The sequence below is a fragment of the Kineococcus sp. NPDC059986 genome (genome assembly GCF_040702905.1).
GTDB lineage: Bacteria > Actinomycetota > Actinomycetes > Actinomycetales > Kineococcaceae > Kineococcus.
In genome coordinates, this window is sequence record NZ_JBFBND010000008.1 from 78,038 (window position 1) to 97,486 (window position 19,449).

The following is a 19,449-nucleotide window of genomic DNA, read 5'->3' on the forward strand; positions in this document are numbered from 1 at the left end:
CACCGGTGGTCCCCTCCTCCCGGCTGCGCAGCCGGTCGCTGCGCAGCCGCCTGGTCCTGACGACCAGCGCACTCCTCGTCGCCGTCGCCCTCGTCATCGGGGTCGTGACCACGGTGGCGTTGTACCTGTCGCTCATGCACCAGGCCGAGGACAGGTTGCAGCAGACGGCGCACCTGACGTCACGGTTCTCCAACCGGGACGGGGACGAGGGCTCCCAGCAGCGTCGGCCTCCGGAGTCGGTGCCGGACGTCTGCGGTGACGGCTCCGGTTTCGGTGGTCCCGGTCAGATCGACGGCTCGCTCAACGCCGTCTTCGTGTCGGGCCAGCTCACCGGACCCTCCGGCGTCCTGGACGTCAGCCGGTCCAACCCAGACTTCTCCTGCATCCGGTCCCTGACGACGGCGCAGACGGCGGACCTGTCGACGATCACCCCGGGCGGGACCCACCGCCGTGACCTCCCGGGGCTCGGCCGGTACCTCCTGGAGGCCACGGTCGTCGGCGACGGGGTCGTGCGGGTCTCCGGTGTCCCCCTCGCGGACGTCAACCGCACCCTGCTCACGGTCGTCGGCGTGGAGGCCGCGGCCGTGCTCGGCGGGGTCGCCCTCGCCGCGGTGGCCGGCTCGCTCCTCGTGCGCCGCGACCTCGCTCCGCTGCAACGGGTCGCGACGACCGCGGCCCGCGTCTCCGAACTCGAGCTCGACCGCGGCGAGGTGGACCTGACGCTGCGCGTCCCGGACACCGACGAGACGACCGAGGTCGGCAAGGTCGGCGCGGCGCTCAACCGGATGCTCGACAACGTCGGGTCGGCGCTGGAGGCGCGGCACGCCTCCGAGCAGCGCGTCCGGCAGTTCGTGGCGGACGCCTCCCACGAGCTGCGCACGCCGCTGGCCGCCATCCGCGGCTACGCCGAGCTGACCCGCCGCAGCGGTGGGGAGGTGCCCGAGGACCTCCGGCACGCCCTCGGTCGCGTGGAGTCGGAGGCCGTGCGCATGACGGGCCTGGTCGAGGACCTGCTGCTGCTCGCGCGACTGGACTCCGGGCGCCCCCTGGACCGCGAACACGTCGACCTCACGATGACCGTCCTGGACGCCGTGAGCGACGCCCAGGTCGCGGGCCGCGACCACACCTGGCGCCTGGACCTGCCCGAGGAGGCCGTCGAGGTCGTCGGCGACCCCGGCCGGTTGCACCAGGTGCTGACGAACCTGCTCGCCAACGCCCGCACCCACACCCCGCCCGGGACGACCGTGACGGTCGGGATCGTGACCGACGGCGCGCGGGCCCACGTCGACGTCGTCGACGACGGTCCCGGGATCCCGGCGGACCTGCTGCCGAACGTCTTCGAGCGCTTCGCCCGCGGCGACTCCTCCCGGTCCCGCGCCGCGGGCAGCACGGGGCTGGGCCTGGCGATCGTCCAGGCCGTCGTCACCTCCCACCACGGCGCCGTGAGCGTCGACAGCCGTCCGGGCCGCACGGCGTTCCGCGTCACGCTGCCGACGGCGTGAACGCCCACCCTCACAGGGCGACCACAGCGCCACCTCACCCGGGGCGGAGGTCCCCGGCCGACGGTGGGGACATGACAGCGACCACCTCCGGACCCACGGAGCTCACCCCGCTGCGGCCGCCGGCCCCGCGCCCGGCCGCCGACGTCTGGACGTCCTCCAGCACCGCCCCCGTCCTGGACGTCGTGGTCCCGGTCTTCAACGAGGAGGTCGACCTCGAGCCCTGCGTTCGCCGGTTGCACGCGCACCTGGCGACCTTCCCCTTCCGCACCCGCATCACCGTCGCCGACAACGCCAGCACCGACGCGACCCCCCAGGTCGCGGCCGCCCTGGCGGACGAACTCGGTGACGTCGTGCACGTCCGGCTCGAGGAGAAGGGTCGCGGCCGCGCGCTCAAGCAGGTCTGGTCGGCCTCCGACGCCCGGGTGCTGGCCTACATGGACGTCGACCTGTCGACCGACCTCGCCGCGCTGCTGCCGCTCGTGGCGGGGTTGCTGTCCGGGCACTCCGACGTGGCGATCGGCTCCCGGCTCGCCCGCGGCGCGCACGTCGTCCGCGGCGCCAAGCGCGAGGTCATCTCCCGCTGCTACAACCTCCTGCTGCACGGCACGTTGCGCGTCCGCTTCACCGACGCCCAGTGCGGTTTCAAGGCGATCCGCGCCGACGTGGCCGCGCAGCTCCTGCCGCTCGTCGAGGACACCGGCTGGTTCTTCGACACCGAGGTGCTCGTCCTGGCCGAACGAGCCGGTCTGCGCATCCAGGAGATCCCCGTCGACTGGGTCGACGACCCCGACAGCACCGTCGACATCGTCGCGACCGCGCTGGCCGACCTGCGCGGCATCCGGCGGCTCGCGGGGGCGATGGCCTCGGGACGGCTGCCGCTCAAGGAGGTCCGGGCGAGTCTGGGCCGCGGGCCGCAACCCGCGCAGGTCGCCGGGGTCCCGACCTCCCTCGCGGGACAGCTGACCCGGTTCGTCGGCGTCGGGGTCGCGAGCACGCTCGCGTACGCCCTGCTCTACCTGGGGTTCCAGGAGGTCACCGGCGCCCAGGTCGCGAACTTCCTCGCCCTGCTGGTGACGGCCGTGGGAAACACCGCCCTCAACCGGCGGCTGACGTTCGGGGTCCGCGGCAGCGAGGGGGCCGCGCGCCACCAGGCCCAGGGTTTCGCCGTCTTCCTGCTCGGCTGGGGCATCACCTCGGGAAGCCTCGTCGCGCTGCACAGCGTCCGGCCCGACGCGCACCAGGGCGTGGAGCTCGCCGTCCTGACCGCGGCGAACCTCGCCGCGACGGTGGTCCGGTTCCTCCTGCTGCGCTCGTGGGTGTTCCGCAACCGCCGGCACCACCAGCCGGGGAACACGACGACGGGGAACACGACGACAGGGAACACCAGCGGGGAGGTGGCGGCGTGAGTTCGACGTCCGACGCCCTCGGCTGGGCCCGCAGCGCGGGTACCGGCACGCCGGACCGGTTGCGGCACTGGACGAGGACCGCGTGGCGGGGCCGCGCGCAGGACCCGCGCTGGGTCCGGCCCGCCCTGCTCGGGCTGCTGGCGGCCACGGCCGTCCTCTACCTCGTCGGGTTGTCGGCCTCGGGGTGGGCGAACCCGTTCTACGCGGCCGCCGCCCAGGCCGGTTCGCGGTCCTGGGAGGCGTGGTTCTTCGGGTCCTCCGACGCCTCGAACGCCATCACCGTCGACAAACCCCCCGCGGCCCTGTGGGTCACCGGGTTGTCGGTGCGCCTCTTCGGGTTGTCGTCGTGGTCGGTCCTCGTCCCGCAGGCCCTCGAAGGCGTGGCGACGGTGGCGCTGCTGTACGCGACCGTCCGTCGCCGCACGAGCCCCTTGACCGGGTTGATCGCCGGGTTCCTGCTGGCCACCACGCCCGTCGCGGTGCTGATGTTCCGGTTCAACAACCCGGACGCCCTGCTCGTGCTGCTCATGGTGGCGGCCACCTGGGCGACCCTGAAGGCCGTCGACACCGGCCGCGCGCGGTTCCTCGTCGGGGCCGGGGTGTTCATCGGGTTCGGGTTCCTCACCAAGCAGTTGCAGGTGTTCCTCGTGCTGCCCGGGCTGGGTCTGACCTACCTCTGGTCGGCACCGCACCCGCTGGGCCGACGGGTGCGCCACCTGCTCCTCGCCGCGGCCGCGGTCCTCGTCTCCGCGGGCTGGTGGGTGGCCCTCGTGGAACTCCTGCCGGCCTCCTGGCGGCCCTGGGTCGGCGGGTCGCAGGACGACTCGTTCCTGTCCCTGACGTTCGGCTACAACGGGTTCGGCCGGCTCACCGGCGACGAGACCGGGAGCGTCGGCGCCGGCCACGGGTGGGGCGAGACGGGCATCGCCCGGATGTTCGACAGCGAGTTCGGCGGGAACATCGCCTGGTTGCTGCCGGCGGCGTTCGCGCTCGCCGCGACCGGTCTGGTCCTCACGCGGCGCGCAGCGCGCAGCGACGCCCGCCGGGCCGCCTACGTGGCCTGGAGCGGCTGGCTCGTCGTCACGTTCCTGGCGTTCAGCTTCATGTCCGGGATCATCCACCCCTACTACACCGTCGCGCTGGCCCCCGCGGTCGCGGCGCTCGCGGCCCTGGGGACCGTCGACGTCTGGCGCCGCCGGAACTCCCGCTGGGCGCTGCCGTTCCTGGCGGTGCTCGTCGCCGGGACCGCCGGCTGGGCGTTCGTCCTGCTGGGGCGCAGCACCGACTTCCTGCCGTGGCTGCGGTGGGTCGTCCTCGTGACGGGGGTGCTCGGGACCGCCGGGCTCGTCGCCGCGGCCGTGGTTCGGACCCCGCGGACCGCGCAGGCGCTGCGCCGGGCGGGTGCGGTGACCGCGGCCGTCGCCGTCCTGGCCGGTCCGTTGTCGTACGCCGGGCAGACGGCCGCCACGGCCCACACGGGCGCCATCGTCGCCGCCGGACCGAGTTCCACGGGGTCCTTCGCGATGGGCGGCGGGCGCGGCGGGCCCGGCGGCGGTGCGTTCGCCGGGATGTTCACGCAGGGCCGGACCCCCGGGTCGACGTTCGGCGGTCAGCCGGGGACGGGTTTCCCGGGGGCGGGGCAGAGTCCCTGGGGCACGACGGGCCGTTCCCGGTCCGGTAGGGCCGGTGGTCTCGCCGGTGGCCGTGGTGGCGGCGGCGGACTGCTGGGGGCGACGACACCCGGCAGCGCGCTGGTCGCCCTCCTGGAGGCCGACGCGTCGCAGTACCGCTGGGTCGCCGCGACGACCGGGTCCAACAACGCCGCCGGGTACCAGCTCGCGACCCAGGACCCGGTGATGGCGGTCGGCGGGTTCAACGGCACCGACCCGGCCCCCACCCTGGCGCAGTTCCAGTCGTACGTCGCGGCCGGGGACGTCCACTACTACGTCGTCAGCCGGTCGATGGCCTCCACCCGCACGGGCGGCAGCGACACGGCCGCGCAGATCGCCGCGTGGGTGGAGGAGAACTTCACGGCGCAGACGGTCGACGGCACCACCGTGTACGACCTGACGCAGGGCGCCGGATCGGCGACGACCTGACCCCACGCTCCGGTGCGACCGGCCCCCGACGTCCTGACGTCGGGGGCCGGTCGCGTCGTGGACGCACAGGGAGCCCACCGACCGCGGACAGCGTCGGCGTCCAGGCTTCGTCCCGTGACGACGCGAGACCTCTCCAACCCGACCCCGGCGAACCCTCCGAGCGGGGCCCGACGGCACCGCCGCCTCCTGGCGCTCGGCCTGCTCGCTGGCCTCGGCACCGCGGGGACGGCGGGGGCGCTCGCCGCGCACCCCGCGGGCGGGGCCGTCGCCGCCGACGCCCCTCCCGGGACGTCACGCGGTGACGTGCCCACCGGTGCGCGGACCGTGGTCGAGAGCGTGGCGGTCTCCCCCGCAGCCCTACCGGCGGTGTGGCAGACCGGTGGCACCCGGCGCACGACGACGGTGAGCCTGCTGCTCTGAACGCCCGGCCCACCACACGGCCGTCCCCACGAGAGCTCCGGCCAGGAGCCAGGCCCCGAGCACGTCGCTCGGGAAGTGCGCCCCCAGCCAGACGCGGTCGACGGAGACGACGGCGAGCTCGACCGCCCCGACGACGGCCACCAGCCGCCGACGGCCCGGGGGCGCCAGCAGCAGGACGGCGGCGAGCACCACGGTGGTGGAGGCCAGGGCGTGGCCGGAGGGGAACGAGCCGCCGTGGGCCGTCGTGAGCCCGGCCTCCAGCGCGGGACGTCCGCGGTCGGTGAGCGCCTTGAACGCCGGTGAGGCGACCGAGGCGAGCGCACCCGCCGCGAGGGCGGCCACGGCCTGCCGACGTCGACCCGCCCGGTGGGCGAGCACCACCCCGACGAGCCCCGCGAGGTACACCCACGCGGGCTGCGTGACGGCCTCGACCACCTGGGCGACCCGGGTCGCACCGGCGCTCGCGCGGGCGGCGTCGACCGCGGCCGCCGAGACGGCCGCGTCGCCGGGCACCGCCCCCGCCGTCACCACGACGGCGAGGGCGACGAACGCCACGGCGCACGCAAGGGCGGCCCCCAGACTGCGGCTCACCCCTGAGCGGGGCCCTCGTCAGCGTCGGGCTTGGCGTCGGGCTTCGCGTCGACGCCGGCCTCCTTGCGCTGCTGCGCCGTGATGGGCGCGGGCGCCGCCGTCAGCGGGTCGTAACCGCCGCCGGACTTGGGGAAGGCGATGACCTCGCGGATGGACTCCGCCCCGGCGAGCAGGGCGACCACGCGGTCCCAGCCGAACGCGATCCCGCCGTGCGGCGGGGCGCCGAAGGAGAACGCGTCGAGGAGGAACCCGAACTTCTCGCGGGCGTCCTCGGGGGAGATCCCCATGACCGCGAAGACGCGCTCCTGCACGTCGCGGCGGTGGATGCGGAGGGAACCCCCGCCGATCTCGTTGCCGTTGCAGACGATGTCGTACGCGTTGGACAGCGCGGAACCGGGGTCGGTGTCGAACGTGTCGACGACCTCGGGCTTGGGGGCCGTGAACGCGTGGTGCACGGCGTTCCAGGCGCCACCGCCGATCGACACGTCGTCGTCCTCGGCCGCGGACTTGAACATCGGGGCGTCGACGACCCACAGGAACGACCAGGCGCCCTCGTCGACGGCGCCGGTGCGGCGGGCGATCTCGCTGCGCGCCGCGCCCAGCAGCGCCCGCGAGGGGTTCACGGCGCCGGCGGCGAAGAAGATGCAGTCGCCGGGGTTCGCCCCGACGTGCGCCGCGATGCCGGCCTTCTCGGTGTCGGACAGGTTCTTCGCGACGGGCCCGGACAGTTCCCCGTCCTCGCCGACGAGGATGTAGGCGAGCCCGCGGGCGCCGCGCTGCTTGGCCCAGTCCTGCCAGGCGTCGAGGACCTTGCGCGGCTGGGAGGCCCCGCCGGGCATGACGACGGCGCCGACGTAGGGCGACTGGAACACGCGGAAGCTCGTGTCCGCGAAGAACTCGGCGCACTCGACGAGCTCGATGCCGAAGCGCAGGTCGGGCTTGTCGGAGCCGTACCGGCGCATGGCCTCCTCGTACGTCATGCGCGGCAGCGGCAGCGGCACGTCGTACCCGACGAGCTTCCACAGCGCGGCGACGATCTGCTCGCCGAGCGCGATGACGTCGTCCTGCTCGACGAAGCTCATCTCGATGTCGAGCTGGGTGAACTCCGGCTGCCGGTCGGCGCGGAAGTCCTCGTCGCGGTAGCAGCGGGCGATCTGGTAGTACCGCTCGACACCGCCGACCATGAGGAGCTGCTTGAACAGCTGCGGGCTCTGCGGCAGCGCGTACCAGGACCCCGGCGCGAGGCGGGCGGGGACGAGGAAGTCGCGGGCCCCCTCGGGCGTGGACCGCGTGAGGGTCGGCGTCTCGACCTCGGTGAACGCGTTCTGCTCCAGCACCTCGCGGGCGGCCCGGTTCGCGGCCGAGCGCAGCCGGATCGCCAGGGCCGGGCCGGTCCGGCGCAGGTCGAGGTAGCGGTACTTCAACCGCGCCTCTTCGCCGACGGTGAGGTGGTCGTCGATCTGGAACGGCAGCGGGGCGGCCTCGGACAGGACCTCGAGGGTCGTGGTGTCGACCTCGACGGCGCCCGTGGGGATGGCCGTGTTCTCGTTGCCCTCCGGGCGCAGCCGGACGTCGCCGGTGATGCGGACGCAGTACTCGTTGCGCAGGTCGTGCGCGCCGCCGGCGTCGAGGATCTCGTCGCGGGCGACGACCTGCACGACGCCCGAGGCGTCGCGCAGGTCGAGGAAGGCCACTCCCCCGTGGTCCCGACGACGTGCCACCCATCCGGTGAGCGACACGGTCTGTCCGGCGTGACCGGCGCGCAGGCTGCCGGCCTCGTGGGTGCGGAGCACGGGGTTGTCCTCTCGATCGTCAGTGCGCGGTGGTGCGCACGGACGATCCTACGGACTCCGCGCCGGGACTCCCCCGGGCTCCGTCCCGGGGGTTCAGCGGGCGCGGGCCGGCGCACCCGCCTCGGTGCCGGCGAGGTCGGCCACGAGCCGCAGGGCCAGCCGGTCGAGGAGCACGAGGTTGACCGAGGGGTCGGTCACCACGGCCAGCACGTGCCCGTCGTTGATCCCGTAGACGACGAGGCAACCGTCGGTGCCCTTGACGGTGGTCTGCTTGAACGCGCCGAGCGCGTTGGCGGCCGAGGCGCGCTGGGCGATGCCGAGGACGGTCGCGACGATGGCGGCCGCCGACTCGTGGTCGCGTTCGGGGCCGTCGTCGTGGAAGGCCAGCCCGTCGGTGCGGGCGATGAGGATCCGGCGAAGGCCCTCGATGTCGCGCTTGAGGGCGCCACTCACGCGCAGGGCGTGCTGCTTCACGATCATGCGTCTGCTCCAGCGGGAACGACCGGTACGCCCAGGTTCTCGAGCGTGTGGACTCCGTCGAGCAGGAGGCGCAGGACGGTGGTGGCCTGGTCCAGGTCGCGGGGGTCGCACGGGACGAGGGCCGAGGGCGAGGTGCCCAGCAGGTAGGCGAGCTGGTCGCGGGTGCCTGCGGGGTCGGCCCAGCGGCTGACCGCGACGAGCCGCGGGCTGCGCGGGGCGATCCGCGCGAACGCGGCGACGATGCCGGCGGCCTGGGCGATGCTCACGGACCGGCTGGCGTCCACGAGCACGAGGTAGCCGTGCATGTTCTGGGCCAGCATCTCCCACATGAAGGCGAAGCGGTCCTGACCGGGGGTGCCGAAGAGGTTGACGCGCGTGGCCGCCCACACGCTGCCCGGTCCCGGCGGGACGAGGAAGCTCGTGTGGTCGAGGGCGACCGTCGTGGAGGCCTTGAGCGCCGCGGTCTCGTCGCTGACGCCCGTCTCGGTGGTCGTGAGGGTCCCGCCGCCCAGCCCCTGCGTGACGGTGGCGGCGAAGGTGGTCTTGCCGGCCCCGAAGGGCCCGGTGACGACGACTTTGCGGACTGGCGTGCTCACGGGGCTCCTGGCGGCGGGGACGGGTGGGGCCGGCGCGGCCCGGCGCACGGCGGCGGCCGGACGGACGCGGGTGCGTCCGCCCGGCCGCCGACGGTGCGGTGCAGGTGGTACCGGATGGTGCTGGCGGAACGGCTCAGATGGCCAGGTCGCGCTCGAGGATCGTCAGCTGGCGACGCGCCATGGCGAGGTTGGAGGACTCCTTCTTGAGGACCAGGTAGAGGAACAGGCCCTGGCCGGACTGGGACTGGATGAGGCGGATCAGGTGGATCTGGCTGCCGAGGGTGATGAGGATGTCCTCGATCTGCTCGTTCAGGCCGAGGCGCTGCATCGTGCGGAGCTTGGCGCGGACGACGTCGGTGTTGCCGGCGGCGGCGACGTCGAGGTCGAGGGCCCCGCCACCGGCCTGGCCGAGCGACATGCCCGACTCGTAGTCGACCAGGGCGGCGGCGGTGGCGCCGTCGATCTCGAGGCAGGCCTTGAGGGTGGCGTCGACGTTGGTCACGTCTTTCCTTCCGGTTGTGAGGGCGCGGACCGCGGTCGTTCCGCCGCCCGGTGCTGTCCTCTACTGGATCGGCCCCGACGGCGCCGGTCTGAACGTCCGCAGGGTCGTCCAGACGGGTGATTCCGGGGCCGGCGTCCACACCGAACCGCCTGCACCACAGCGTTTCGCGGAAGTCAAGAGTCGAAGAGGGCGGGTTGCTCCACCGGGGGCGGCGCGGCGACGGGGGTCGGCATCGACCCCAGGGGGAACTCCCCCTCCTGCCCGCGCACGACGGTGCCGCTGCCCGCCGGAGCGAACCCGTGCCGGCGCAGCAGCGGCTCCACCCGGTCGGCCAGGAACTCCCGGTAGGCGGCCGGCACGTAGGCCCCGCGGCCGTACAGCTCGGCGTACCGGCCCACGAGGTCGGGGCGTTCCCGACGCAGCCACTGCGCGAACCACTCCTTCGCCCCCGGGCGCAGGTGCAGCGGCAGCACGGTCACCCCCGTCGCCCCGGCGGCCGAGAGCCGGGCCAGCGCGTCGTCGAGCGCGGGCACGGAGTCGGTGAGCCAGGGCAGGACGGGCGCGAGCATGACCCCGCACGGCAGGTCCGCGTCCCGCACGGCCCGCACGAGCGCGAGCCGGGCCGCCGCGGTGGGCGTCCCGGGTTCCAGGGCCTGCTGCAGGTCGTCGTCGTACACCGCGAGGGAGACGCCGAGCCCCAGGCGCACCCGCCGGGCCGCCTCGACGAACAGCGGCAGGTCCCGCCGCAGCAGCGTCCCCTTCGTCAGGACGCTGAACTCGGTGCGCGTGCTGGTGAGGGCGTCGACGATCCCCGGCATCAACCGGTACCGGCCCTCCGCCCGCTGGTACGGGTCGGTGTTCGTGCCGAGGGCGACGTGCTCACCGCGCCAGGAGGGTCGGGACAGGTCGCGCCGCAACGCCTCCCCGGCGTTGACCTTCACGACGACGTCGCGGTCGAAACCCTCGCCGGTGTCGAGGTCGAGGTAGGAGTGGGTGTTGCGGGCGTAGCAGTAGACGCACGCGTGGGTGCAGCCGCGGTAGGGGTTCACGGTCCAGCGGAACGGCATCGCCGAGTCGGCCGGAACCCTGTTGAGGACGGTCTTCGAGGCGACCTCGTGGAAGCGGACACCCGCGAACTCCGGGGTGGTGACCGTGCGCAGGAACCCGCGCACCGACGCCATCCCGGGCAGCGCCGCCCGCCCCGCGGGACCGGACCCGTCCAGCACCTGCTCAGACCACCGCACCCCGCGAGTCGAACACGAGTTCGAACGAGCGTCAAGCGACGCACCGGCGAGCGTGTGCGGTGGCGTCAGGACACCGACGGCGTCAGCTCCTGCGCGGTGACGCCGTAGACGGCCAAGGACACCCGCACCCCCGCCGGTGCTGACACCGTCACCGACCGGGGCAGGTGGCCGGGGTCCAGCGGCGGCGTCGTGTACGCCCCGACGATCCCGGCGCAGTCAGTGCTGCTGCTGCTGTAGCTGCCGGCCTGACCGAGGTCACCGATCTCGACGCTCACCGCCACGTCCGCATCGCAGGTGAAGCCGACGGTGAGGGCCGCGTCCTCCTGCACGTCGGGGAGGGCGTACGTGACGGGCCCGACCCGCGTCTCGTCGACCAGCGGCGGACCGTCTGCCCCCGGAGGCTTCCCGGCGCCGGTGGTGGCGGAGGCGTAGAACTGCGCCACCGACTGCAGCGGCTGCACGGCCGGGAGCGGGGGACGGCCCGTCTCCGACGGCGTGGGCGAACTCGACGCGGGGGTCGTCGGCCCTGCGTCAGCTCGCCGCTCGGGAGTCGACGAGCAACCGACCCCGAGGAGCAGCAGGGGAACCAGCACCACTGCGGCACGAGCACGCATCGACCGACCTCCCGCCCGCGCAGCGGCGCTGCGTCCGGTGATCACCGTAGGACCGCGGTGGCCGGCGCGGTGGGACAACGACGCGATCACCCGCCCTGCGCGGGTGGCCGGCCACCCGGGCCGGCGACGCGTGGACCACGACGACTCGTGCGACCAGCGACACCCAGGTTCAGCTTCCAGCGACCTCGAGCGTGAAGGACCCCTACGCTGTCGTGACGGTTGATCACACACGGTGAAGGAGGCGGGTGGTGGGTCCCTGGTCGCTCTTCGTCGCGCAGATCCTGCTGTACTCCGCGTTCCCCTTCGCCTTCACGCTCTTCCGCAAGCCCCAGCGCCTCCTGCTGTCCTACGTCTTCATCGCCGTGGTGCTCGGCTTCGGGGGCTTCATGGGCTCGATCTACGCCCTCCCGCTCGCCGACGGCCTGATCGTCTCGGCCGGCAGCATCCTGTACGGGGCGCTGGTGCTCGCCAGCCTGCTCGCGGTCGTCACGGCCCGCGACAGCAACGTGGTGCGCAACATCATCAAGGTCGTCATCGCGGTCAACGTGTTCAAGGTGGGGGTCCTGGCGGTCACCTCGACCGCACTGCGCAACCCCGTCGTCATCAACCGCTTCGACACCTCACCCGACGTCTTCGACGTGTCCCTGCTCGTCGTCGCCCTCGGCGGCGTGCTCATCATCGCCGAGCTGGTCCTGCTGCTCATGACGTTCGAGGCCTTGAAGACGCACGTGCGCAGCGGCCTCACGCTCGCTCTCGCCTGCGTCGCCTTCTACATCGCGGTGCTGTGCCTCGACGGCGTCCTGTTCCCGCTGCTCGCAGCGCCGACCTCACCGGACCCCTCGCCGGCGATCAGTGCGGGCCTGAAGTCCAAGCTCGTGATCGCCACGGCGTTCAGCGGGCCACTCCTGCTGTACCTGCTCGTCTTCCGGCGCGACCTGGCCGCCTACCGCGAGGTCCCGCTGCGGCTGCAGGAACTGTTCTTCGCGCCGCGCACCGACCTCGTGGAGGAGCTGGAGCGGCAGAGCCACGTCATCGCTCAGAGCGCCGAGCGCTACCGCCAGCTCGTCGAGTCCACGGCCGACGCAGTGACGTCCTTGACCGTCGACGGCGTGGTCACGGGGTGGAACCGGGCCGCCGCCGAGCTCTACGGCTACTCCACCGAGGGCGCCACCGGCCGCCCGATCACCGACCTGGTGCCCGCGGACCGCGTCGAGGAGGTCCAGGGCCTCATCTCCGCCGTCGCCAGCGACGGGGTCGTCCTGTCGTTGGAGATGACGGCGGCACGACCGGACGGGTCCACCGTCGACGTCGCCTTGACCATCTCCCCCGTGCTCGACTCCCAGGGGCGGGTGGTCGCCGTCTCGACCATCGGTCGCGACGTCAGCGAGCGACGCCGGTTCCAGCGACGGCTCGAGCACCAGGCACAGCACGACCCGCTGACGGGGCTGCCGAACCGCGCGCTGCTGCTGGAGCGCCTCCAGCGGCTCGACCACACCCCGCAGGAGGGGACGGCGCTCGAGCACGCCGTGGCGGTGCTGTTCATCGACCTCGACCAGTTCAAGATGGTGAACGACGCCTCGGGGCACCACGCCGGCGACCTGCTGCTCGTCCAGGTGGCGCACCGGCTGTCGCACCTGGCGCGCTCCGGTGACACCGTCGCACGCTTCGGGGGCGACGAGTACGTGGTCCTGTGCACCGATACCGGCATCGAGCAGGCGCTCACCCTCGCCCGCGACGTGCTCACCGTGCTGTCCGAGCCGTTCGAGGTCGTCGGGCGTCGGGCGTACGTGTCCGCCTCGGTGGGCGTGGCGGTGTCGGCGCCGAACCGCAGCGGCGACCTCCTGCGGCAGGCCGACGTGGCGATGTACGAGGCCAAGGCGCGGGGCCGCGGACGCGTGCAGCTCTTCGACGACAGCCTGGACGAACGCGCACAGGGCAAGCTCGCGCTGGCGGGTGACCTCCAGGACGCCCTGGCCGCCGGCGCCCTCGCTCTGCACTACCAGCCCGTCGTCGACCTGCGCACCGGAACGGTGACAGGCGTCGAAGCCCTCATCCGCTGGGCCCACCACGAGCGGGGCATGGTCCCGCCCAACGTCTTCATCCCCTTGGCCGAGGACACCGGCCTCATCACCGCGATCGACCAGTGGGCGCTCGCGCGCGGCTGCCACGACGGCGCCCGGCTGCTCTCGGCAGGCGTCCTGCCCGCCGACGCGCACATCGCCGTCAACCTCTCGGCGCACGACATCGCCGACTCCGCGGTGGAGCAGACGATCGACGCGGCCATCCGCGACGCCGGTCCGGCGATGACGTACCGCAACCTCATGGTGGAGGTCACCGAGACCGTCGTGATCCGCGACCTCGCGCACTCCCGGCGGGTCCTGAACGCCATCCGCGCGCTGGGATCGGACATCGCCATCGACGACTTCGGCACCGGGCACTCGTCCCTGACCTACCTCCGCCTCTTCCCCGCTCAGCACGTGAAGATCGACCGCAGCTTCATCCGCGGCATCGCCGAGAACCCCCAGGACCTGGCCATCGTGCGGTCCGTGGTGGAACTGGCCCACGCGATCGGCCTGGAGACCATCGCCGAAGGGGTCGAGACCCTGGAGCAGTGCACCCTGCTGACGCGCCTGGGATGCGATGCGGCGCAGGGCTACCTGTGGAGCCCGGCCCTGCCGATCGACGAGTTCTGCACTCTGGTGGCAGAACTCCCGGGCGGTCAGTTCTCCACGATCGTCCCGTCGTGACGGGTGGAGCAGACGTGGCGGCCACGACGAGGTCGTGACGTCGAGGACGTCCGGTTCGGGGTGCTCCGAGCGGTGCTAGGCGTCCAGGAACGCTGCACCCATCGGCCGACACGCCGAGGACCGGACCTCGGACGCGGGCACGGCGGGCGATGGGTGCAGCGTTCCTGCACGCCCCCGGTGACGGCCCGGTCGTCGCGCCGGCCGGGACGTCGGCAGTGCGTCGGGTCAGCGGGCCCCGGCCGCCAGCACGCGCGCCCGGTCGTCCTCGCTCAGCTCCGGCAGGCGCACCTCACCACCCTCGCGCAGACGCACCCGCAGCAGGCGCGGACCACCGGGGGGATCCACCACCACCTGCGCGACGTCCGCCCACGCCAGGTGCCGGTCCCGCACACCACCGGTGTTCACGACCAGGCCGTCGTGCAGGAGCACCACCCTGGCCCGGCGCAGCAGCACCCCGCGCACGACGTGGCCCACCCCCAGCAGCGCCATCGGTGAGACCTGCCAGCGACCGCTGACGGCGATGAGGAGCCCGACCGCGACGACCACGACCACCCCCACCACCACGAACACCGTCCCGGCCCGCAGGGAGGAGGGCACCGGGCGCAGCAGCATGCAGCCAACCTCACCCAGCCACGGGGAGCGCGGGGCCGTCCCGCCGTGCACGAGCTCGCCGTTCGCAAGACGTCTCGCGGGCAGGGCATCGCCCGCACGTGCCTGTACGAGGTCCTCCGTGACCGCGTCGAGGACCAGGTGTTCATCGGGGGTCCACCAGAGCGCCACGGACGCAGTCGCCGTGTACCGACGGTGGGGCCCGGCCCGGGTCGGCGCGTTCCGCGGCCCGGACAGCGAGGTGGACCTGCTCGTGCTCACACGCCCCACCCTGGCGCTGCGCACCCGGCTCCGGCCCACTCCGAGCGGGCAGTCGTGATCGGTGGTGACGTCGCACCGGCACGTCGTCGTGGCGCGAACCCGGTCGGTCAGGTCGTGGCCAGGTCGGCGGGGAGCGTCGTCATCGCCCCCAGGACACGCCGGGCGGTGTCGAGCGCCTCCTGTCCACCGACGACCTCGACGAGGGCGGCGTCGGTGCGGCGGCCGCACGTCTCGACGAGGTCGGCGACCTGCGCTCCCCGGTCGGTCAGCGTGAGGAGCACGCGACGCCGGTCCTGCGGGTCCGGTGCCCGTTCGACGTACCCGCGCAGCACGAGGGCGTCGACCAGTTGGCTGAAGGCCTGCTTGGTCACCCCGAGCGCCGACGGCAACTGCTGGATCGTGAGCGAACCCTTGGCGGTGGCGCCGAGGACGTACGCGCCGTTGCGGGGCAGGTCGTCGAAGCCGGCCGCGGCCAGCGCGGAACGGACGACGTCGCCGTAGCTGCGGAACCCGGCCCTCAGCAGGGCGGAGGTCGAGACGGTCCGCCACCAGTCGTCGTGCGGTGCAGTGGTCATGTCCCCAGGATGTCCGTCATGCATCTGGACTGTCAAGGAAGTTGACGGAGTTTCCGGAACACGCCGCCGGCCCCGGACGCGACCCCCCGGGCGGTGTCCGGGAAGCTCGACCCGTGAACGTCCACGACACCGGCGCCCGGGGTTTCACGTTCAGGCTGGTCAGCTCGCTGGAGAAGGTGTTCCCCGACCAGGCGCCCCCACGTGCCGGCGCCGAGCCGTTGCGGGCCTTCACCGGAGAGACGGTGTCCTTCCAGCTGGCCTGGCGCCCGCCGGCGGTGCGGGACCTCAGCGACCTGCCGCGGCTGCGCCTGGACGTGGACCCCGGACCGGGGGCCCGCGCCGAGGTGTTCCGGGTGGGACTGCTGCCGGTGCTCGTCCCCGCCTTCGAGGACTCCGACGAGGTGTTCCTGCGCAAGGCGCCCGGCCTGTTCCCCGACCCGCTGCACCCGACGGTGGACGGCGAGCTGAGTTCGTCCGTCCTCGGCGCCTGGTCGGCGTGGTGGGTCGACGTCGTCGTGGACGACCCGGCCTCTCCCCCGCGCCGGGACGTGACGGTGCGGGTGCACGCGCAGGACGGTCGCCTCCTGCACGAGGAGGCGGTGGCCCTGCGGCTGCACCCGTGGACGTTGCCGCCGGTCGACATCACCATCGCCCAGTGGCTGCACGCCGACTGCCTGGCCGACCACTACGACGCCGCCCCCTTCACCGAACGGCACTGGCGGCTGCTGGAGGCCTACCTGCCGTCCCTGCGCCGGGCCGGGGGGAACTGCCTGCTCACCCCCGTGTGGACCCCGCCGCTGGACACCGAGGTCGGCGGGCGGCGGACCACCACCCAACTCCTCGACGTGCGTCGCGACGCCTCGGGCTGGACGTTCGGCTTCGACCGCCTGGACCAGTGGGTGGCGATGGCCCTCCGACAGGGTTTCGACCTGCTGGAGGTGCCGCACCTGTTCACCCAGTGGGGAGCCGCGGCGACCCCGTCGATCCGGGTCGACGGACCCGACGGGCGCCGGGAGGCGTTCGGCTGGCACGTGCCGGCGACGGACCCCTCCTACCGCGAGTTCCTGCAGGCGCTGCTGCCACGCCTGCGGGCCCACCTGGCCACCCGCTGGCCGACCGTCCGCACGGTGTGGCACGTCAGCGACGAACCGGGCCACGACGAGCTGGCCGGCTACCAGGCCGCGCGGGCGGTGGTCGGGGACCTGCTGCGCGAGGAGACCGTCATCGACGCGCTGAGCGACCGGTCGTTCCTCACCAGCGGCGCCGTCGACGTGCCCGTCGTCGCGGCCGACGCGGCGGCACCGTTCGCCGCCGCCGGCGACGAGTTCTGGGTCTACCACTGCAACGTCCAGGACCGCGGCGTGTCCAACCGCTTCGTGGCGATGCCCAGCTGGCGCACCCGCGCGATCGGCGAACAGCTGTTCGCCGTCGGCGCCCGGGGGTTCCTGCACTGGGGGTTCAACTTCTGGAACAGCCGGCTCTCCCGGGGGCGCGTCGACCCCTGGCAGGACGCCAGCGCCGGACACGCCTTCCCGGCCGGCGACCCGTTCCTCGTCTACCCCGGACGCGACGGGAAACCGGTCGAGTCCTTGCGGCACCGCGCCTTCGCGCAGGGTGTCGACGACCACCGGGCGCTGCAGCTGGTGCGCGACCTCACCGGTCGGGACCTGACGGCGACCCCGGGCGCTGAGAACCGGGTCCACGCCCTGGAGTGCGCGGGACGACGCCCGGAGGACTGGCTGCGCAGCCGGCCCGCGGTGGACGCCGTCCTCGACGAGGTGGACGCGGGGGCCTCACGCGCCCGGTCGTGACGCGATCCACGCGCCGACCATGTCGCTGAACAGTTCCAGGACGGCGTCGCCGGGAGTTCCCTCGGGGTCGGCGAGCTCGCTGAGCGCCAGGCCGTCGAAGAACGCGACGACGAGCGCGGACAGGGCGTCGAGACGACCGTCGTCGAGACCGGCGTCGGCGAGGGCCTGCGGACCGTGCGCCCGCACCCACGGTTCGCACAGGGACCGCGCGGCCTCGCGCATGGCCCGGTACTGGTCCCGCGCCGTCCCGGCCTGACCCTCGGTCCGCAGCGCCCAGGTCGTCAGCTCGTACAACGACAACCGGCGGCCGGTGTCGAGGGACTCCTCCGCCGCGAGCGCCGCGCGCAGCCGGGCGAGCGCCTCCTCGGCCGCCCCGCCCTGACCGTCGGTGCCGACGGGGGCGACCTCGACGTCGTGGCCGGCGGCCTGCACCTGCGCCAGGTGGGCGGCCGCCACCTCCCGGACGAGCTCGTCCTTGGTGGCGAACCAGTAGTGCACGGTCCCCAGCGGGACGGCGGCCTCCTCGGCGATGCGCCGGGTCGTGGTGGCGGCCACGCCCTCACGGCTCATGACGCGGGCCGCGGCGGCGATCAGCTCGTCCCGCTTCGCGCCGGGGTTCCTGCGGGCTCGGGGCGGTGCCATGGCGCGATCGTCGCACACGGCGGGGGTCGTGTGGACATTTTCTGGTCAATCGACCAAGACACTTGACCAGAAGCTCTCGTGGCCACATCGTGGGACGCAGGCAACCGCTCGACCCGCCGTCAGACACCCCCACACCTGGAGGTCTCCGTGTCCGGAAACGTCACGCCCCTCACCCCCCGCCCGACCGAGCAGGTCGAGGACCGCGGCGACGCCGTCCTCGTCGTCGGCGCCGGCCCCGCCGGCCTGGCCGCAGCACGGGCCCTGCGCGCCCGGGACCTGCCCTACGACCACGTCGAACGCCACGGCGTCGGCGGCATCTGGGACATCGACGCACCCGGTTCCCCGATGTACGAGGCGGCGCACTTCATCTCGAGCAAGACGACGTCGGGCTTCGAGGGCTTCCCCATGCCCGACGAGTTCCCCGACTACCCCAACCACCGGCAGGTGCTGGGTTTCCTGCGCGACTTCGCCGACGCCTACGACCTCACCGACCGCATCGAGACCGGTGTCACCGTCACCGACGTGGCGAAGGAACCGAGCGGCCGATGGCTCGTCAGCACCGCCGACGGCCGCCGGCGCCGCTACGCGGGTGTCATCTGCTGCACGGGGGCCCAGTGGTTCCCGGCCATGCCCGAACTGCCCGGGGAGTTCACCGGGACGTTCGTGCACAGCAACACCTACCGCAACGCCGACGACCTGCGCGGTCAGCGCGTCCTCGTCATCGGCGGCGGCAACAGCGCCTGCGACATCGCCGTGGACTCCGCCCGCACCGCAGACCGCGTCCTCATCAGCATGCGCCGCGGCTACTGGTTCATCCCCAAGCACGTCCTCGGCCGCCCCTCGGACGTCTTCGCCTCCGGCGGCCCGCACCTGCCGATGCGCGTGCAGCAGTTCCTCTTCGGTCGCGCCCTGACGCTGCTGCACGGCAAGCCGAGCCGCTGGGGCCTGCAGGACCCCGACCACAAGCTCTTCGAGACGCACCCCGTCCTCAACAGCAACCTGTTCCTGGCCCTGCAGCACGGCGACGTCGAACCCCGCCCGGGCATCCAGGCCGTCGAGGGCCGCACGGTGACGTTCACCGACGGGCGCACCGCCGAGGTCGACACGATCATCGCCGCGACGGGCTACCGCCACCGGGTCCCCTACGCGCAGCGCTACTTCGGCGACGAGCAGCACCCCGACCTCTACCTGACCGCGTTCTCCCGCGAGCACGAGGGTCTGTACGGCATCGGGTTCACCGAGACGAACTCCGGCGCGTTCAAGCACTTCGACGCGTTCGCGCAGATGATCGCCAGTCACCTCCTCGACAAGCGCACGAACCCCGGGCGGTACGCGGAGTTCCTGCAGTTCCTGCGCAGCGACCGTCCGGACCTGTCCGGTGGCATCCGGTTCGACGGCTCCCCGCGCCACCGGGGCTACGTCGACGCCGACGCCCTGACGGCCTACCGCGCCAAGGTCGGCCGGAAGTTCGGCTGGCACCTGCAGACGGGGACCCGGCGCAGCCTCACCGGCGCCCCGACCGGTGCGCGCGTCCTCACCGGGACCGCGTCGTGATCG

18 protein-coding genes are annotated in these 19,449 nt (G+C 73.4%); 8 read left to right on the top strand and 10 right to left on the bottom strand.

Going from position 1 to position 19,449, the window contains the following annotated elements:
- Positions 1-5: 5 nt before the first annotated feature.
- The 4 genes from AB0637_RS08355 to AB0637_RS08370 all read left to right on the top strand — a co-directional run bounded on the left by AB0637_RS08355 (position 6) and on the right by AB0637_RS08370 (position 5,427).
- A complete protein-coding gene (locus AB0637_RS08355) occupies positions 6-1,502 on the top strand; it encodes an ATP-binding protein (protein ID WP_366171242.1) in 1,497 nt (498 codons plus the stop codon).
- Positions 1,503-1,573: 71 nt separating this feature from the next.
- On the top strand, positions 1,574-2,908 hold the full coding sequence (locus AB0637_RS08360) for a bifunctional glycosyltransferase family 2/GtrA family protein (RefSeq protein ID WP_366171244.1): 1,335 nt from the start codon (positions 1,574-1,576) through the stop codon (positions 2,906-2,908).
- Entirely contained in the window at positions 2,905-5,007 is a 2,103-nt protein-coding gene (locus AB0637_RS08365) for a glycosyltransferase family 39 protein (RefSeq protein ID WP_366171246.1), read from the top strand. Before AB0637_RS08360 ends, AB0637_RS08365 begins: the two co-directional genes overlap by 4 nt.
- 114 nt (positions 5,008-5,121) lie before the next feature.
- Positions 5,122-5,427: a hypothetical protein gene (locus AB0637_RS08370; RefSeq protein WP_366171248.1), complete on the top strand. Its 306-nt coding sequence runs from the start codon at positions 5,122-5,124 to the stop codon at positions 5,425-5,427.
- Here the strand turns inward: AB0637_RS08370 and AB0637_RS08375 are convergent.
- From AB0637_RS08375 to AB0637_RS08405, 7 genes are all read right to left on the bottom strand, one after another.
- Positions 5,365-6,018 (bottom strand): phosphatase PAP2 family protein, encoded by a 654-nt coding sequence (locus AB0637_RS08375; RefSeq protein WP_366171250.1) that lies wholly within the window; start codon positions 6,016-6,018, stop codon positions 5,365-5,367. The two genes, AB0637_RS08370 and AB0637_RS08375, sit on opposite strands and share 63 nt — an antisense overlap.
- On the bottom strand, positions 6,015-7,811 hold the full coding sequence (aspS, locus tag AB0637_RS08380; RefSeq protein ID WP_366171252.1) for an aspartate--tRNA ligase: 1,797 nt from the start codon (positions 7,809-7,811) through the stop codon (positions 6,015-6,017). Before aspS ends, AB0637_RS08375 begins: the two co-directional genes overlap by 4 nt.
- 93 nt (positions 7,812-7,904) lie before the next feature.
- Positions 7,905-8,291, bottom strand: coding sequence for a roadblock/LC7 domain-containing protein (locus AB0637_RS08385; protein WP_366171254.1), 387 nt, complete (start codon positions 8,289-8,291; stop codon positions 7,905-7,907).
- Entirely contained in the window at positions 8,288-8,887 is a 600-nt protein-coding gene (locus AB0637_RS08390; RefSeq protein WP_366171256.1) for a GTP-binding protein, read from the bottom strand. The genes AB0637_RS08385 and AB0637_RS08390 overlap by 4 nt, the downstream gene beginning before the upstream one ends.
- Positions 8,888-9,020: 133 nt before the next feature.
- Positions 9,021-9,389 carry a hypothetical protein gene (locus tag AB0637_RS08395; protein WP_366171258.1) on the bottom strand — a complete coding sequence of 123 codons (369 nt, stop codon included), beginning with the start codon at positions 9,387-9,389 and terminating at the stop codon, positions 9,021-9,023.
- Between the two features lie 173 nt (positions 9,390-9,562).
- Entirely contained in the window at positions 9,563-10,633 is a 1,071-nt protein-coding gene (locus AB0637_RS08400) for an Rv2578c family radical SAM protein (RefSeq protein ID WP_366171260.1), read from the bottom strand.
- A 65-nt stretch (positions 10,634-10,698) separates the two neighbouring features.
- Positions 10,699-11,094, bottom strand: coding sequence for a hypothetical protein (locus tag AB0637_RS08405; protein ID WP_366171262.1), 396 nt, complete (start codon positions 11,092-11,094; stop codon positions 10,699-10,701).
- A 401-nt stretch (positions 11,095-11,495) separates the two neighbouring features.
- Here AB0637_RS08405 and AB0637_RS08410 point away from each other — a divergent pair, with 401 nt between their 5' ends.
- Positions 11,496-13,994: an EAL domain-containing protein gene (locus AB0637_RS08410; protein ID WP_366171264.1), complete on the top strand. Its 2,499-nt coding sequence runs from the start codon at positions 11,496-11,498 to the stop codon at positions 13,992-13,994.
- 225 nt (positions 13,995-14,219) lie between these two features.
- On the opposite strand, the gene AB0637_RS08415 is transcribed toward AB0637_RS08410, so the two are convergent.
- The gene (locus tag AB0637_RS08415) at positions 14,220-14,606 is read right to left on the bottom strand and encodes a PH domain-containing protein (protein WP_366171266.1); all 387 of its coding nucleotides are present in this window, start codon (positions 14,604-14,606) and stop codon (positions 14,220-14,222) included.
- 181 nt (positions 14,607-14,787) lie between these two features.
- On the opposite strand from AB0637_RS08415, the gene AB0637_RS08420 reads away from it, so the two are divergent.
- On the top strand, positions 14,788-14,922 hold the full coding sequence (locus tag AB0637_RS08420) for a hypothetical protein (protein ID WP_366171268.1): 135 nt from the start codon (positions 14,788-14,790) through the stop codon (positions 14,920-14,922).
- A gap of 49 nt (positions 14,923-14,971) precedes the next feature.
- On the opposite strand, the gene AB0637_RS08425 is transcribed toward AB0637_RS08420, so the two are convergent.
- Complete coding sequence (locus tag AB0637_RS08425; protein ID WP_366171270.1) at positions 14,972-15,439, bottom strand: MarR family transcriptional regulator; 468 nt, start codon at positions 15,437-15,439, stop codon at positions 14,972-14,974.
- Between the two features lie 113 nt (positions 15,440-15,552).
- On the opposite strand from AB0637_RS08425, the gene AB0637_RS08430 reads away from it, so the two are divergent.
- Positions 15,553-17,250, top strand: coding sequence for a DUF4091 domain-containing protein (locus tag AB0637_RS08430; protein ID WP_366171271.1), 1,698 nt, complete (start codon positions 15,553-15,555; stop codon positions 17,248-17,250).
- On the opposite strand, the gene AB0637_RS08435 is transcribed toward AB0637_RS08430, so the two are convergent.
- Complete coding sequence (locus AB0637_RS08435) at positions 17,233-17,892, bottom strand: helix-turn-helix domain-containing protein (RefSeq protein WP_366171273.1); 660 nt, start codon at positions 17,890-17,892, stop codon at positions 17,233-17,235. The two genes, AB0637_RS08430 and AB0637_RS08435, sit on opposite strands and share 18 nt — an antisense overlap.
- Before the next feature lie 147 nt (positions 17,893-18,039).
- Here AB0637_RS08435 and AB0637_RS08440 point away from each other — a divergent pair, with 147 nt between their 5' ends.
- A complete protein-coding gene (locus AB0637_RS08440) occupies positions 18,040-19,446 on the top strand; it encodes an NAD(P)-binding domain-containing protein (protein ID WP_366171275.1) in 1,407 nt (468 codons plus the stop codon).
- Positions 19,447-19,449: the final 3 nt, after the last annotated feature.

Excerpts from the sequence above, each read along its gene's own strand:
- AB0637_RS08360 (WP_366171244.1), top strand. The coding sequence starts at position 1,574 with ATGACAGCGACCACCTCCGGACCCACGGAGCTCACCCCGCTGCGGCCG.
- AB0637_RS08385 (WP_366171254.1), bottom strand. The coding sequence starts at position 8,291 with ATGATCGTGAAGCAGCACGCCCTGCGCGTGAGTGGCGCCCTCAAGCGC.
- AB0637_RS08415 (WP_366171266.1), bottom strand. The coding sequence starts at position 14,606 with ATGCTGCTGCGCCCGGTGCCCTCCTCCCTGCGGGCCGGGACGGTGTTC.
- AB0637_RS08425 (WP_366171270.1), bottom strand. The coding sequence starts at position 15,439 with ATGACCACTGCACCGCACGACGACTGGTGGCGGACCGTCTCGACCTCC.
- AB0637_RS08435 (WP_366171273.1), bottom strand. The coding sequence starts at position 17,892 with ATGGCACCGCCCCGAGCCCGCAGGAACCCCGGCGCGAAGCGGGACGAG.